17 protein-coding genes and 1 pseudogene are annotated in these 15,521 nt (G+C 34.7%); 8 read left to right on the top strand and 10 right to left on the bottom strand.

What is annotated here, in order from left to right:
• Positions 1 to 35 precede the first annotated feature (35 nt).
• The gene (locus F0362_RS16425; protein WP_001162784.1) at positions 36 to 212 is read right to left on the bottom strand and encodes a DUF1272 domain-containing protein; all 177 of its coding nucleotides are present in this window, start codon (positions 210 to 212) and stop codon (positions 36 to 38) included.
• A 195-nt stretch (positions 213 to 407) separates the two neighbouring features.
• Between F0362_RS16425 and F0362_RS16420 the strand changes: the two genes are divergently transcribed.
• Entirely contained in the window at positions 408 to 1,229 is an 822-nt protein-coding gene (locus F0362_RS16420; protein WP_000181437.1) for a pentapeptide repeat-containing protein, read from the top strand.
• A gap of 50 nt (positions 1,230 to 1,279) precedes the next feature.
• Here the strand turns inward: F0362_RS16420 and F0362_RS16415 are convergent, their stop codons facing one another.
• Complete coding sequence (locus F0362_RS16415) at positions 1,280 to 2,164, bottom strand: DMT family transporter (RefSeq protein ID WP_000814753.1); 885 nt, start codon at positions 2,162 to 2,164, stop codon at positions 1,280 to 1,282.
• 348 nt (positions 2,165 to 2,512) lie between these two features.
• On the opposite strand from F0362_RS16415, the gene F0362_RS16410 reads away from it, so the two are divergent.
• A complete protein-coding gene (locus F0362_RS16410) occupies positions 2,513 to 3,301 on the top strand; it encodes a glycosyltransferase family 2 protein (protein WP_000570311.1) in 789 nt (262 codons plus the stop codon).
• Here the strand turns inward: F0362_RS16410 and F0362_RS16405 are convergent.
• From F0362_RS16405 to F0362_RS16385, 5 genes are all read right to left on the bottom strand, one after another.
• Positions 3,270 to 4,193: an NAD-dependent epimerase/dehydratase family protein gene (locus tag F0362_RS16405; RefSeq protein WP_000723096.1), complete on the bottom strand. Its 924-nt coding sequence runs from the start codon at positions 4,191 to 4,193 to the stop codon at positions 3,270 to 3,272. The genes F0362_RS16410 and F0362_RS16405 overlap by 32 nt on opposite strands.
• Positions 4,190 to 5,413 carry a class I SAM-dependent methyltransferase gene (locus F0362_RS16400; protein WP_000435756.1) on the bottom strand — a complete coding sequence of 408 codons (1,224 nt, stop codon included), beginning with the start codon at positions 5,411 to 5,413 and terminating at the stop codon, positions 4,190 to 4,192. The genes F0362_RS16405 and F0362_RS16400 overlap by 4 nt, the downstream gene beginning before the upstream one ends.
• 12 nt (positions 5,414 to 5,425) lie before the next feature.
• Positions 5,426 to 6,481 (bottom strand): CDP-glucose 4,6-dehydratase, encoded by a 1,056-nt coding sequence (rfbG, locus tag F0362_RS16395; protein ID WP_000204568.1) that lies wholly within the window; start codon positions 6,479 to 6,481, stop codon positions 5,426 to 5,428.
• Between the two features lies 1 nt (position 6,482).
• Positions 6,483 to 7,250 (bottom strand): glucose-1-phosphate cytidylyltransferase, encoded by a 768-nt coding sequence (rfbF, locus tag F0362_RS16390; RefSeq protein ID WP_000648793.1) that lies wholly within the window; start codon positions 7,248 to 7,250, stop codon positions 6,483 to 6,485.
• Between the two features lie 115 nt (positions 7,251 to 7,365).
• The gene (locus F0362_RS16385) at positions 7,366 to 8,079 is read right to left on the bottom strand and encodes a hypothetical protein (RefSeq protein ID WP_000546526.1); all 714 of its coding nucleotides are present in this window, start codon (positions 8,077 to 8,079) and stop codon (positions 7,366 to 7,368) included.
• A 343-nt stretch (positions 8,080 to 8,422) separates the two neighbouring features.
• Between F0362_RS16385 and F0362_RS16380 the strand changes: the two genes are divergently transcribed.
• The 4 genes from F0362_RS16380 to F0362_RS16365 all read left to right on the top strand — a co-directional run bounded on the left by F0362_RS16380 (position 8,423) and on the right by F0362_RS16365 (position 11,469).
• On the top strand, positions 8,423 to 8,803 hold the full coding sequence (locus F0362_RS16380; protein WP_002039109.1) for a MerR family transcriptional regulator: 381 nt from the start codon (positions 8,423 to 8,425) through the stop codon (positions 8,801 to 8,803).
• 119 nt (positions 8,804 to 8,922) lie between these two features.
• The gene (locus F0362_RS16375; RefSeq protein WP_000402262.1) at positions 8,923 to 10,251 is read left to right on the top strand and encodes a hemolysin family protein; all 1,329 of its coding nucleotides are present in this window, start codon (positions 8,923 to 8,925) and stop codon (positions 10,249 to 10,251) included.
• A gap of 52 nt (positions 10,252 to 10,303) precedes the next feature.
• Positions 10,304 to 10,717 (top strand): ATP synthase subunit I, encoded by a 414-nt coding sequence (locus F0362_RS16370; protein WP_000613866.1) that lies wholly within the window; start codon positions 10,304 to 10,306, stop codon positions 10,715 to 10,717.
• A 200-nt stretch (positions 10,718 to 10,917) separates the two neighbouring features.
• Entirely contained in the window at positions 10,918 to 11,469 is a 552-nt protein-coding gene (locus tag F0362_RS16365; RefSeq protein WP_000938448.1) for a DUF2179 domain-containing protein, read from the top strand.
• A gap of 112 nt (positions 11,470 to 11,581) precedes the next feature.
• Here the strand turns inward: F0362_RS16365 and F0362_RS16360 are convergent, their stop codons facing one another.
• Complete coding sequence (locus F0362_RS16360; RefSeq protein ID WP_000747675.1) at positions 11,582 to 11,821, bottom strand: DUF3923 family protein; 240 nt, start codon at positions 11,819 to 11,821, stop codon at positions 11,582 to 11,584.
• A gap of 76 nt (positions 11,822 to 11,897) precedes the next feature.
• Complete coding sequence (locus tag F0362_RS16355; RefSeq protein WP_000727885.1) at positions 11,898 to 12,278, bottom strand: hypothetical protein; 381 nt, start codon at positions 12,276 to 12,278, stop codon at positions 11,898 to 11,900.
• Between the two features lie 372 nt (positions 12,279 to 12,650).
• Here F0362_RS16355 and F0362_RS30985 point away from each other — a divergent pair.
• Positions 12,651 to 13,564: pseudogene (locus F0362_RS30985) on the top strand (tetratricopeptide repeat protein).
• A gap of 82 nt (positions 13,565 to 13,646) precedes the next feature.
• On the opposite strand, the gene F0362_RS16345 reads toward F0362_RS30985, so the two are convergent.
• Positions 13,647 to 14,843, bottom strand: coding sequence for an MDR family MFS transporter (locus F0362_RS16345; RefSeq protein ID WP_000834837.1), 1,197 nt, complete (start codon positions 14,841 to 14,843; stop codon positions 13,647 to 13,649).
• 112 nt (positions 14,844 to 14,955) lie between these two features.
• Here F0362_RS16345 and F0362_RS16340 point away from each other — a divergent pair, with 112 nt between their 5' ends.
• Positions 14,956 to 15,498, top strand: coding sequence for a CGNR zinc finger domain-containing protein (locus F0362_RS16340; RefSeq protein ID WP_002093554.1), 543 nt, complete (start codon positions 14,956 to 14,958; stop codon positions 15,496 to 15,498).
• The last annotated feature ends 23 nt before the right edge of the window (positions 15,499 to 15,521 follow it).

The following is a 15,521-nucleotide window of genomic DNA, read 5'->3' as shown; positions in this document are numbered from 1 at the left end:
AAAATAAAAAAAGCAAAGCGATATCGCTTTGCTTTTTACTGTTTCTTTTTCGGTCTACGTACTAACTCGCCGCCGCAATTTGGACAAACGTTATGTCTTTCTTCTGTACATGGTGCACAAAACGTACATTCATACACGCAAATGTAAGCTTCAGAATCTTGCTCCAGCAATTGATCACAAATTTGACAGTTTGTTTTCATTTCTAGTGCCATAGTAATTCTCCTTTTTGTTTGAAAATTTATAATTTAATTATAATTCATTAGATAGAATTAGTCTTTTTCAATTGAAAGGAAATCGAATGATAAAGTTGTGATTTGAAATGAAAGATGCCAATTTATTTTAAAATTGATTATTTTGTGCAGTTGGAATATTATGAAATAGTCAAAAGACAACAGGGGGTATACATTTTGACTAATCATAACGATCATTTAAAAGCAAACTGCGAAAAATGCTTCGGTCTATGTTGCGTGGCGTTACCGTTCGCAGCATCGGTAGATTTTGCAGTGAATAAAGATGGTGGTAAACCATGTTCCAATTTACAATCAGATTTTAAATGTAGTATACATAAAAATCTTAGAGGAAAAGGTTATAAAGGTTGTACAGTATTTGAATGTTTCGGTGCTGGGCAGAAGATTTCTCAAGTTATCTTTAAAGGGATTGATTGGCGGAAAGATGCTAAGCATGCGAGAAAAATGTATGATGCTTTTCCGGTTATGCATCAGCTCCATGAAATGCTTTGGTATTTGAATGAGGCGATTCTATTAAAGGCGACGCAGCCAATTCATAAAGAACTAAGTAAAGCGATTGAAGAGACAGAGCGACTTTCGAATTTAAATGCGGACGAGTTAATGAAAGTAAATATTCCATTACACCGTGCAGAAGTAAATGTTTTACTTTTAGAAACGAGTGAGCTAGTTTGGAAGGAAATGAATGCGACGCGTAAGAAACGAATCATTCACCGCGGAGCAGATCTTATGGGAGCAAACCTGAAAAAGAAAAATTTACAAGGCGCGAATTTAAGGGGTGCTTATTTAATTGCAGCGAACTTAAATGGTGCAGACTTAAGAGGAGCAGATCTCATCGGAGCAGATTTAAGAGATGCAGATATTCGCGGTGCAGACTTTACAAATAGTATTTTTCTTACGCAAGTTCAAATTAATGCGGCGAAAGGGGATAAACATACGAAATTGCCGGAATTGTTATCCCGTCCCGCGCATTGGAGTGCGTAAACAGTGAGTTTATACGAACAGGCAGAGACTAAGAATCTCTGCCTGTTTTTTTATTTCTTTTCAAAAGTAGTAATTAAAACGCTACATATAATAAGAATACCACCAATAAAAAAATTATTATTTAATGTCTCATTTAATAAGAGCCAGCCAAGTAATGATCCGACGATAGGTTGGAAGAAGAAAAATAAGGAGCCGATGCTTGCATCCATTAGTTCTAATCCTTTATTCCAAAGGAAAAAGGCACCTGCCGTTGATATGACTCCTAAATATAATACGCCTAGTATTACGTACGTATTTACGGTTCCGATAGAGGCTACTTGTAGTTCCCATATCATAAAAGGTGTAATAAAAAAGAGTGAAAAGAATATGGCGTACGTTGTAATAACTAAAGATGAAAACCGAGCTGAAGCAATTTTTACATAAATGGATAGTAAAGCCCACGTAATAGCGGCTCCCACTAATATGATGGTACCGATAAAATAGGAGCCAATTTCAATATCCCATCCGATTACGATAATGACACCGATTGTCGCTATTATAGTAGATAAAAGTCTACGAGCGGTTAGCTTTTCTTTTAAAATAATTGCTGCAAATATAACCATAAATGCAGGTGTTGCGGATGTTACTAAAGAGCCTGTATGGGCGTCGGATAATTTTGTTCCGATGAATTGACATGTGATTGAAATGAAATATCCGATAAATCCAATCCAAGCGAAGAGTAGCCAATCTTTTTTGCGAATGGTTACTTTTTTCTTTTGTTTTTTCTCTGCTATTTTCAAAATGCCATACAAAACAACAAAAGCGATAATAAAGCGTAGCCAAACGAGTGTAAGCGGTGGGATATAATCGAGTACGTATTTGCTAACAACATACATACCGCCCCATATACTTGCTGCTAGTGATAAGCATATAGCTCCTAAAATTGTTTGTTTCATTTGAAGTACCTCCGTCTATTTTTAGGGCATTATGAGTTCCCTAAGACGAGGCAAAGTGTATGTGTTAAATGAATGCCCGTCTTAGTTTATAGACGGCCTACAGGTTGATCGTTTTCGAATGAAGTGTTGTAGTACATGAGTGCATTCCTCCTTCATATTTTATAATGATATTATAACTTAATTTTCAGTTTATTTGGATGTTTATTGTTGTACGGAGTGGAATCTTTAGAGAATGGAAACGGTGGTTGTCTAAGAAAGCATAGTATATGGTAGAAAAACATATTTTTAAAATAAAAGAAACCAATTACATAACTGGTAAGTATATTAAGAGTAGTATGAAAAAATAGATTGATAGAGAAAGAGGAGGAGATTTACATTACTACAACCGTTATCTCTCATTTTTATAATGAAGAGTATTTATTACCATGGTGGCTTATTCATCATACGAAACTGTTTGATCATGGCATTTTAATTAATAAAGGTTCTACAGATCGTTCAGTCGAAATTTGTAAGAAGTTCGCACCGCATTGGGAAGTACGAGATTCTGTAAATCCAGAGTTTGATGCATTTGCGACAGATCATGAAGTGATGAGGGTAGAACAAGAAGTAAAAGGATGGAAAATGATTTTAAATACGACTGAGTTTCTTTGTGTGCAAGATAAAAATCAGTTTTGGAAATCGCTAAATGAATTGGGAGGGAGGATGTATTGGCTGGAAGGGCTTATTATGGTTGATGATCCTAACTATAATTATCCGGACCTTAACTTTGGAATCCCTTTAATGAAACAGCGATTTCACGGTTATTTACCAGAAGATTGGCCGTTATGGAGAAGAGGTAGATTTATTCATAATCATGAACACGGAAGTTATACGGTTGGAAGACATTTATCAGCGCATGAATCTATGATCTATCCGCCTCTTGCTTGTATATTATGGTTTGGGTTTAGTCCGTGGAACGATGCGATGAGAAAGAGAAAGTTACAAATTGGTCCGACGCTTTCTGAAGCTAGTAAGCATGGAGGAATGGGTACGCACCATATTATTACGCCGGAAAAATTAGAAGAATGGTATAAGGATTTAGCGAGAGGAGCGCAAGATTTACGTTTTAGTGCTGCATATCGGTATGTTTTTGTATAGATGATTCCCACCATAAAATTGTTTCTTCAATTCCTGTATTTAAATCGTATGTTGGTTTCCAGTTTACTTCAGTTGTTAAACGTTCCACATTCACGCCGACGAATAAAGGTTCATCTTTAGGAAAAGGGATAGCGCCTAGTTTAATTAAATTTTCTTTTCCTATTTTTTTAGCAATGATAGAAGCTAATTCTTTAATTTGTACAGAGTGACCAGAAGCGATATTGATTGTGCCTGTAACGTTGCAGTTTAATAATGTGACAAGAGCGTTAGCGACGTCACCCACATGGAGGAAATCTCTTGATTGTTTTCCATGTGTACATAGAGCTTCCTCGTTTTTTAATAAAGAAGTGATAATGTTAGAAATGAGTCGATTGCCGTGCTCATGAGGGCCATACATATGAAAAATTCGTCCCCAACATACGCTGAGGCTGGTTTGTTGTGCATACGACTGTAACCAGGAATGTAGTGCATTTTTACATAATGAATACGGGGTTTTATAGGAAAGGAGCGGAGAATCTTCAAATAGAATACCGTTAAACCACTCGTACTCTGCGCCAGTACCTGCTACAACGATACGTTTTCCACCGCATGCTGTAAAGTGTTGAATCAATGAGATACTGGACTTTAGCCAATAGAAATTATTAATGGATACGTAGCATGCAGGAGGAACCGCTTCCCAAGCTAAATGAATGAGGTCGCTAGGCTTAATGTCTGAAATAAATTGTTTTACTTCGTCATCACAAAGCAAGTTTACTTTATGCCAATGGCAGGAAAGGTGAGACGGTTTATTTCTATTGTATGTGGCGTGAACTTCATACCCTTTTTGTATAAGGGAATGTACAACATATTTACCTATCCATCCACTACCACCTGTTACAAGGATCTTCTTCATGGTTCAATCACCTCAACTTCTGGAACAGTTACTAAAAATTTGCCACCCCATTCACGAATGAAAGAGCATTCCTTCATAATTTCGTCTTTCAAATTCCAAGGAAGTATGAGAATGTAATCTGGTTTTGTACGTTTAATTTCTTCTGGAGACTTTATTGGAATACGAGTTCCTGGTAAAAGGAGATTTTGTTTGTGAGGATTTTTATCTACTGTATATGCTAGAAATTCTTTACCTATCCCGCAATAATTCAAAAGGGTGTTTCCTTTAGCTGGAGCGCCGTAGCCGATAATTTGTTTGTTTAAAGCTTTCGCTTCAATAAAAAACTTTAAAATATTTATTTTCAATTGTTCCACTCGTTTAGAAAAAAGGAGATAGCAATCTAATGTATCTAGCCCGTGATCTATTTCTTTTTGGATTAAATTTGTAACATTGGAATGGATAGTTGATTGGGCGCTTAGATGTTTTATGAAAATACGCAATGAACCACCGTGAGTTGAAAGTTCTTCTACATCAACAATTTGTAAATGATGATGAGCTAAAATTTTTTGAAGGCTTATAAGTGAGAAGTAGGAAAAGTGCTCATGATAGATAGTATCGAACTGCTTACAAGATATAAGGTTTAATAGGTGGGGGAATTCAATTGTTATCGTACCATCTCGTTTTAATAATGTTTTTAGGCCAGCGACAAAATCATGCAAGTTCGGAACGTGTGCTAATACGTTATTTGCAATGATTAAATCCGCTTGTGGAAGATTGTTTGCTAAGTCGTTACTGAAAAAATTCACTTCAGTAGGAATTCCTTTTTGAATTGCGATTTCTGCTACATTTTTTGCTGGCTCAATTCCTAACGTATTGATGTTTTCTTTAAGAAAGTATTGCAATAAATACCCATCGTTACTTGCGATTTCAATTACCTGCGAATTTTTCGTTAAATGGAATCGCTCAATTGCCATTTCTACGTATTGTTTGGCATGCTGTAGCCAACTTGAGGAATAAGAACTGAAGTATAAATAATCATGGAAAATATTATTAGGTGATTCAAATTCATCTAATTGCACAAGTAAACAAGAATTACAAACAAATGTGTGCAGCGGATAAAAAGGTTCCATTTTATATGAGTTTTTTGGAGCTATAAATGAGTTGGCGAGAGGGGAGACGCCTAAATCTAAAAACGAATTTGTTAGTAATGAGTGGCAAAAACGGCATTTTTTCTGTTCCATTTTATAGCCCCCTTATAAATTTTTGAATGCTTCGATTTGTTGTCGTGTGAACGATTCTATATTTTCACCGGATGCATGTTTTTCGTACCATTCAACGGTCCAAGCGATAGCAGTTTCTGTTGATAGCTTAGGAGTCCAGCCTAGTTTATTTACTGCTTTTGTACTATCGAGTGTTAAAATAGGTGATTCATAAGGAGTATTTATAGTGGGAGAAAGTATTGTTAATGGTTTATTCCATAATTTTATTACAGATTGAATGACATCATGGACGGTTCTGTTAGCCTCGTTAATTGGTCCGAAATTCCATGCTTCTGCATACTCTTTATGCTTCCAAAGTTTCTCAGCTAAAAGGATATATCCATGTAAAGGATCCAAAACATGTTGCCACGGTCGGATAGCATTTTTGTTTCGAATACTTAAAGGATGGTCTTGTAAATATGCACGAATGATATCTGGGAATAAGCGATTTTCTGCCCAATCACCACCACCGATGACATTGCCTGCCCTTACTGAGGCGAGTGAAAGGGTGTTCGTGTGAAAAAAAGATTTTTGATACGATGTTGCAACTAATTCAGCACAAGCTTTACTAGCACTGTATGGATCATAGCCCCCTAAACGGTCGGATTCTACAAATGCTTGATTACCGCTCCCATCATTCTCATAACATTTATCGCTTGTCACATTAATAATGAGACGTACGCTTTCGACGTACTTTGCTACTTCTAGTACATGAACAGTACCTAAAACATTCGTTTTAAATGTTTCAATAGGATCTTTGTATGAAGTGGTGACGATTGGTTGAGCTGCTAAATGAAATATAATGTCGGGTTTATGGTGCCCAATGGCATGTAATAAAGAATCGTAATCTGTAATATCTCCTTTCATTGTTGTGCACTCTTTCGCTACGTTACATTGTTCAAAAAGGTTAGGGATGGATGGAGGATGAGAAGAATAGCCGATTACTTCTGCGCCTAAAGAAGTTAAAAAAAGGGTGAGCCATGAGCCTTTAAAGCCAGTATGTCCTGTAATAAATACTTTTTTCTTATTCCAAAAAGATGATGAAGTCATATTACCAGACCTTCCATGGAGCGTTATTATTTTCCCATAGCTCGACTAATTTATTCTTATCACGTAATGTATCCATTGGATGCCAAAAACCAGTATGTTGAAATGCTGCCAGTTCATTTTTGTTGACTAACTGAACTAAAGTTTCGGTTTCAAAAACAGACTTATCTCCACTAATGTAATTGAAAATATCATGATTTAAAACAAAAAACCCACCGTTAATCCATCCACCATCACCTAGTGGTTTCTCTTGAAAAGATGTTACAGACTGTTTATCTAATATGAGAGAACCAAATCTACCAGGAGGTTGTACGGCAGTAACAGTAGCCATTTTTCCATGTTTTTTATGAAATGCAATCAGTTCTTTTATATTTACATTACTTAATCCATCGCCATAAGTGAGGCAGAAAGGTTCATCTCCGACATAGTTTTGAATCTTTTTCACTCGTCCACCCGTTTCGGTATTAAGACCAGTATCGATTAATGTAACTTTCCATGGTTCTACACGATGAGAGTGGCTGGTAATTGTGTTATCGCTTAAATGTATTGTGAAATCGGACATGTGTAAGTTGTAATTTAGAAAGAACTCTTTAATTGCATATCCTTTATAGCCTAAGCAAATAATAAACTCAGTAATCCCGTAATGACTATACAAACTCATAATGTGCCATAGAATAGGTTTCGTTCCAATTTCAATCATAGGTTTTGGTTTTAAATGTGTTTCTTCCCCAATTCTTGTACCGTACCCACCAGCAAGAATAACAGCTTTCATTTTTTCCTCCTAAAATAAAAATTTATTATATATACAGTATTCATATTTTATGCAAATGAGATTGTTTTTGATTAAACGGATGAAATTGTGTGAGGTGATGGCAAGGCAGAAAACATTAAGGTTTGAACTTTGGAAATAATTCTTGATATTCAGGATTATTACGGAGGTCTTGTGTTACGTTACTAAGTTCTAAAAAACGGGTTTCCAATTCTTCAGGAGATTGACCGTAATGTGTTTGAAGTCCCATTTGAATACCCATTTTTGAAAGGGTAGGTGTAATTTGTAATTTTCTTGCCTTGGACTGTTCATTCCAAGGGCTAAAATAAAATTTTAAAATAAATGAAGGGTAGTCATAAACTATATTCCCGTGCCGTGAATAATGTCTACCAGGTAAATATGCACCATCTAGATGATTATGAATAAATCTCCAAGCACACCCGAGTTTTGGGTTATAAGGGAAGACACCGTGGTATCGTTGTTCTACTAATGGGATAGAATATCTTGGCTTTGAATAATTGTAAATATGACTATCTATCATTAAAATCATTCTAATCGCATACATGTTTTGTCCTAGTGTATGAAGAGATGAGAAAAACTCTTCTTTATTATTACAACAAAAGAACTCTGTAGTATTTAAAACGATTTTCCAACCTGAAACTTCTCTTTCAATTTCCATCACTTCAATATCAGTATTAGTTGGATCAAACTCAAGAAATCTGGAGTCTCGCACTTCCCAGTGGGGTGCGAGTAGTTTACAAATCTCTACGGAACGATCAGTAGAACCTCTATTAATTAAAATACCGTGATCGAATATTTTTGTGTGATGCATAAGCCACCATGGGAGTAAATACTCTTCGTTATAAAAATGAGAAATGATAGTCCTTTTTATGTCAATCTCCTCCTATACAGGCAATCGTTATTAGTAGGATATGCTTTTAAATAAGAAAGGTTAAAAGGTGTGGGCTATATATTGATTAGGTAATAGTTTAGTAATTTTATTGTATAGCCGTAAATTACGGGTGTAATAGTAGGTTGATCTTGTAAGTTTGTATAAATTGTGAACAACAAACCATCACGTTTGACTGTACAGTTTATGTGTTGTATGATGGTAGTAATATAAACAAGGGGGGAAGATCGTTGGGAAGGTGTATCGAATCGGACAGTTGGCTCTCATGGCTCACGTGTCGAAACGAACGATTGATTATTATACGAATCTAGGTATCTTGAAAGCGGAGCGATCTCAATCTAATTATCGCTATTACGACGAAACAGCATTTGAGACATTACAATTTATTGAGAAGTGCAAAGAAATGCATATGCCGCTTTGTGAGATTAAAGAGAAAATCGAGGAGAACAAGAAGCTGCTCGGTATCAATGAACACGTTTCGAAACAAGTGAATGAAGTGACAGACCATATTCATCGATTAGAAGCAGAGTTAACAGAGTTAAAGCCGCTTTTAGATGGATTGACTGATTCACAACGTGAAAAAATATCGAAATCTTTATCATGTCAAACGACAGCTTTAATACAGACACTTGCTCTATTATTATAGAATAAGTGAAATCCGACCTCTTTAATTTTTGTATCGGGCTATGTTTTCTAACGAACAAATAAGAAAACATTATAGTATACAGGAGGTGGACACCTTAGTTTTTTAACTAAGGGGATTCATTGGAAATATTTAATTTAGTCATGGTTGCGATTTTAATCGCATTTACTGGATTTTTCGTAGCAGCAGAGTTTGCGATTGTAAAAGTACGTTCAAGTCGTATTGATCAGCTTGTTGCGGAAGGGAAACGCGGTGCTTTAGCAGCGAAAAAGGTAACAACAAATTTAGATGAATATTTATCTGCTTGTCAATTAGGTATTACAGTTACAGCTATGGGATTAGGTTGGTTAGGTGAACCGACAATCGAAAAGTTATTACACCCGTTATTTGAGAAATGGAACATAAACCCTTCTATCTCATCAGTATTAACTTTTGGTCTTGCTTTTATGCTAATGACATATTTACACGTTGTAGTTGGGGAGTTAGCTCCGAAAACGTTGGCAATTCAAAAGGCTGAAAAAGTAACGTTGTTATTGGCAACGCCGTTAATGATGTTCTATAAAATCATGTATCCATTTATTTGGGTATTGAACGGTTCAGCTCGTATTATAACTGGTTTATTCGGTTTGAAACCAGCTTCTGAACATGAAGTAGCTCATACAGAAGAAGAATTGCGTCTTATTCTTTCAGATAGCTATGAAAGTGGCGAAATTAATCAAGCTGAATACAAGTATGTAAATAATATATTTGAATTTGATAATCGCATTGCAAAAGAGATTATGGTACCGCGAACAGAAATCGTTGGTTTCTACCTTGAAGATTCAGTAGAACAACACATGAAAGTAATCCAAAATGAGCGATATACACGTTATCCGATTTTTGGAGAAGATAAAGATGATATTATCGGTATGGTCAATGTAAAAGATTTCTTTATTCGATATATGACCGAGGATCAAAAAGATTTATCGTCAATTCGCTCGTATATGCGTCCGATTATTGAAGTGATGGAAACAACTCCAATTCACGATTTATTACTGCAAATGCAGAAGAAGCGAATTCCGATGGCTGTTTTATATGATGAGTACGGAGGAACAGCTGGAATTGTAACGCTTGAAGACATTTTGGAGGAAATCGTCGGCGAAATTCGTGACGAATATGATGAAGATGAAGCACCACCAATTCAACATGTGAACGAGTACCATAAAATTGTTGATGGAAAAGTGCTTATTTCAGAAGTAAAAGATCTGTTTGGATTACACATTGAAGAAGAAGATGTGGATACAATCGGTGGATGGATTATGATGCAAAATCATGAAATTGAAGAAGGACAACATGTTGAAGCAGAAGGTTATGAATTTAAAGTGTTAGAAAAAGACGCTTACCAAATTAAACGTGTTGAAATTCGTAAAATGGAACAAGAACAAGAAGAAGAGAAAGCAGCAACTGTGTAAGTTGCTGCTTTTCTTCTAAAGCATAAAAAATGAGGAATTAGGAGCGGATATTTTGATTCAAGAAGCCTTACGTGTATATCGATTACAATTGTATGCGATCTTTAGTGGTTTACTACTTATGTGGACGATTACTCCGTTTGGAAAACAAGTGACAGGATTCGGTATTGGATTAGCTGTAAGTGCATACTGTCTTTGGTTATTAGCTCGCAGGGTGGAGAAACTAGGAAGAAGTATTGTAATGAAAGAAAAGGCTCCTGGATTAGGGGTTTTAAACCGATTTGCAGCTGCAATTTTAGGAGCTATCATTATGTATGAAATTGAGCATGAAATGGAAATGTGGGCATTTGGTACAGGTATTTTAGGTGGTCACTTTTTAATGATTGCGAATTTAGCTTATGCAAATATACAGTTAGTAAAAGAAGAAGAGAAGCGAAGAGAAAAGGCTTCTAATAACATAGAGCTATAATAAAAGGGGCCTAATGGGGGTTCCTTTTTTTATTTAAGCGAGTGAATGACAGGAATCAAATTCACGACAAATATAATACGCTTCTTTTTTCGGTTTTTCAATAGTACGAAAAATAATTTTAAAAAATTTAAAAACCCATCGATTTCTAAAGCTTATGTATGTTATCATGACAAAAGACTTTTTGAAAGAGGTGGATACCAATGTTACAAGCGTTACTTATTTTTGTGCTTCAAATTATATATGTTCCAGTATTAACAATCCGAACGATTTTGCTTGTAAAGAATCAAACAAGATCCGCTGCTGGTGTAGGATTGTTAGAAGGAGCTATTTACATTGTCAGTTTAGGGATTGTGTTTCAAGATTTATCAAATTGGATGAACATCGTTGCCTATGTCATCGGCTTTAGTGCGGGACTATTATTAGGCGGTTATATAGAGAATAAATTAGCAATTGGATATATTACGTATCAAGTTAGTTTACTAGACCGTTGTAATGAATTAGTAGATGAATTACGTCACTGTGGATTTGGCGTTACAGTATTTGAAGGTGAAGGAATTAATTCTATACGTTATCGCTTAGATATCGTTGCAAAGCGCTCTAGAGAGAAAGAACTTTTAGAAATTATTAATGAAATTGCACCGAAAGCGTTTATGTCTTCTTATGAAATCCGTTCGTTTAAAGGCGGATATTTAACGAAGGCGATGAAGAAGAGAGCGTTGTTGAAGAAGAAGAAAGACGATCATGCATCGTAAAAAGGGAATAGTGCCGCTTTAAAAGCACGGCATAATCACATATGTAAAAGAGAGGAATCGAATTAGATTCCTCTCTTTTTTATAAAAAGTATGTATCTGTTAATTTAAAAAACTAAATCGTATAATTGTTTTTTCTACTAACCCTCAAATTAATGATTAGCCATATAACTTGAATAAATATCGGTATGATAAACGCGATTAATAAAACAATAAGTGATATTGATTTAATTTCGGATGTTTGAGTAACACCAGCACCATCGACATCTCGTAGCCAAATAATAGCTGCCCACACTCCAAAAAGGATAATCCAAAATATGTTACCAATCCACCAAGAAATCCATCGTTTTTTCATGTTAGCACCCCTTACATTTACCCTCTGTTAAAAGTATATTTTCATACGTTACATTTATAATGAAATAACTCTAAAATTAATTTTTTTTAACTGTATATCTAACTTGCTTAAAAGTTATCATCTCTCCATCTTTATTATCATCCTTAGTCTGCAAAAGTTGAACTTTTGGCTTATAGTCTGTCCTATGAGCATCATTGATACCTGTAATATCAAGTTTGTAGGATTCACTATTCTTTATTTTTTGTTCCAATACTTTTTTATTAGCGACATAAATAAAAGTTACTTTATTTTCATCAATACCTTCCGTCTTAATTTCTAATTCATTATCTTTTGTTGTAATCGTTGGTGTTAATAATTCCATACTTCCGTTTCCGGTTTCTAAAGAATTTTCTGCTATAGTTGAACATCCAGATAATATGATTCCGATGAATAGAAGAACAATTAATTTCTTTTTCATAACATCCCCCAATTTCAAGTGATTTTTGATTTTGGCATTGCTAAACTGCTAGTGTGGAGCGTAAATGTTTAGCTAGTACTCATTTCAATTGTACCATAATATGTAAAATGTAACAGGGTGTATATCCAGTTTAAGAGAGATTGAAAAGTTTACTTATTGTTGTAAATCAGTATTTTTACAGTAGATATATATTTTCTTTCGAAAGCGGTGTTGTTAAAATCATTACGAATTGGATATCCAAATATATGATGAAATGTAGATAGGAGAAAGAACTTAATACGAAGTGAACTTATTTTTTATGGAAATTAAAATTGTTACATTTTAAAATAATAATATGGAATAGATGAATTCATTCACTTCGGAGGTAGTTACTTGAACATTAACGAGAAGGCAATTGAAATGTTTGAACAAAATGAATATGAGAAAGCAATGGAACTATTTCAACGAGCGGTACATGAATCTAGAGGTGTGCAATCTCTCAATAATCTTGCTTGGATGTACTTTTATGAGGAAGAGGATGATGCTAGAGCTCTTGAATTAATAAAAGAAGTTGTTAAGTTGAATCCTTCCTCATACTTTCCTTATAACATCTTAGGGGAAATTTACATAAAATAAAAAAAGTGGGAAGAAGCGAAAGAAGTATTACAAAAGTCTATTTCCATTCAACCATCCAATGAAGCATATCACAATGTAGCTGTAGCTCATTATAACCTTGGAGAGCTGGAAAAAACTTCGGAATTTTTCTTGCGAGTTGCAGGGGATTCGGACTATATCATGTATAGCTATGTAAAATGTTTAATTGATTTAGGGAGAACGACAGAAGCGAAAGAGAAGTTAGATACTTTTAACAGGGAATCTGATGATCTTATAGGAGAAATTCATGTAGCAGATTTATATGTCGAGTTGAATTGCTATAAAGAAGCAATTGAATGGTTCGAAAGGGGATACAAAGAAGTTTGGAAAAGCCCCAATTGGATTGGTAGATTTGTTTATGCTCTATATAAAGCTAATAATTTCACGCGTATAAATGAAGTGATACGGGAATCTATCGAAGCGAAAACAGCAGAAATAGAAGATGTTCAGACTGAAGAAGTAGAAGAAAACTGGACAGAAAAAGATAAGAAAGAGTTAATTGAGGAATATACAGAAGAGAATAATTGTTATAAAACAATGATAGAACGTATCAAATCTGGATATGTTCCAGGGTTAGAATTTGAAACTTGTCATATAGGGGGGGCTATTTATTTGGTTGTAAAAGACATAATCATCTTGAATATGAAGAATAAAGAGATTCGACTGTCAAACATGACGGTCGAATTTTTTTATTATAGGTTGCTTGTCTAAAGGTACCATCTCGACTGAAATTTGTTAAAGATGTTTCGTATCATTACATAGGTATATATCCTCCTTAGGTAATCCTTTTTTTATATTTAAAATATGTAGTGAAATAAAACCAATAAGTCCTATTCCGCTGAAAATAAGCCATGGTGTATACATTCCGTTTAAGTTGGATGTAAAAGATGTACCGGTATAATTACCGATGATAAAACCAAATGCGAGTGATAGTTGATAGAATCCGAAGTAAGTAGCTGTATATGATTCGTTACTGTAATTTGCAATAGCGATATCAGCGTTAGGTAATACGAGTGTTTCACCAATTGTAAATAAAATTACACAAATAAATAACCAATAGGGGTGCTGGAATAAAGGGATGAGTAAAAAGGAAATGCCCATTAATAAAATACCGTATTTAATAATCGACAGCGTGTTGTATTTGTGAAATAGTTTTCGAAATAACACCATAAATATAACGCCTGTTATTGCATTTATCGTAATAACGAGTGTAGCAAGCTGGTTGCTATTACTAATGTTTTTCATATGAAGTGGAAGTGCGACAGTAAGCTGAGTAAACATAATATAGAAGAAAATCATGATAAATGAAAACAGAAGAAAAGGCTTGTTTTGTAAGATAGCCTGTATTCCTAATGTAATAGATGTGTTTTCAGTAGTGACTTGGAAGTGATTTTTAAGTAAGTAAAAGATAAAAGCGAATAACAGCATAAGTGATCCTGTTAGAAAGAAAGCATAGATGGAATCGAGTAAGAGTAAGAATCCTCCTGCAATTGGTCCAATTATTGCACCGCAATTAAAACTCAGGTTTAAATATGTAAATAAATTTTTTCTCATATGAGCTGGTTGTGAGCCGAATATGGCGCGAGCAGCAGGTTCGTAAAATGCGGTTCCGAAGCCAATAAGTGCAGAAGAAATAGAAATTGTATAGAAATCAGAGCATATTCCTAAAGCGATAAATCCGATTCCTCTTAAAAATAATCCGGCTATCATCATGATGATATAGCCTATTTTGTCAGCAATTAACCCTGAGAATAATGGGATAACTCGTGATGTGATGGTCATAACCGTCAATACTGTTCCTACTTGGACAGCAGAAAAATGAAGAAAGGTTAATAGATAAATAGCTAAAAATGCGTATACTGCAAAATACCCAAAAGACATAAAGAATGAAGAAATAAGCATGAAACGTATCGGTATTGAGAAACTTTTCATAAAACTCCTCCTAATATTGTAACCGGTAAAATCATTTAATGGTTAACTATTTTATATTATAATTATACATAAAGTCAGAAAAAAGTAAATTTTAAGAAGAAGGTGAATGGAATTGAATCAGAACGCACCACATGAATTAGAATATATTCGAGAATTTTTAAATACATGGAGAATACCAAATGATACGAGAGAAGCAATTGATTTGCTGCAAACAGAAGATAATATAAAGCAATTTATGAATAAATATTTTCATGAAGAGTTTCCGTTTCATACGATAGAGGAATTAAGAGGTTTTCGAGAAGATATTCGGATGACAATTGAAGGCGAAGGATCATTGCAAAAATGGTTAGAAAAATACCCATTTCATGTACATATAAAGGAAGATATGAAAGGTATTACATATGAACCAGTATATGAAGAGAATGTGTATACAAAAGTATTAAACATTGTGTTAATGTCAATTCAAGAAAATGTGTGGGGAAGGTTAAAAGCATGTCCGGATTGTCGCTGGGTATTTTATGATCATTCGCGAAATGGAAGTAAAAGATGGTGCGGTATGTATGCTGGAGAAGAAGGAGGAAGAGCATGCGGTACGATTGCGAAAGTGAAAAACTACCGGGCGAAGAGAAAAGGGCGATCTGGTTATGATATGTAATTAATATTAGAGAAAGCAAAATG

Source organism: Bacillus sp. BS98, assembly GCF_008432245.1.
GTDB lineage: Bacteria > Bacillota > Bacilli > Bacillales > Bacillaceae_G > Bacillus_A > Bacillus_A toyonensis.
The sequence above is the reverse complement of the archived record's forward strand: the minus strand, read 5'-3'. Positions and strand labels throughout refer to the sequence as shown.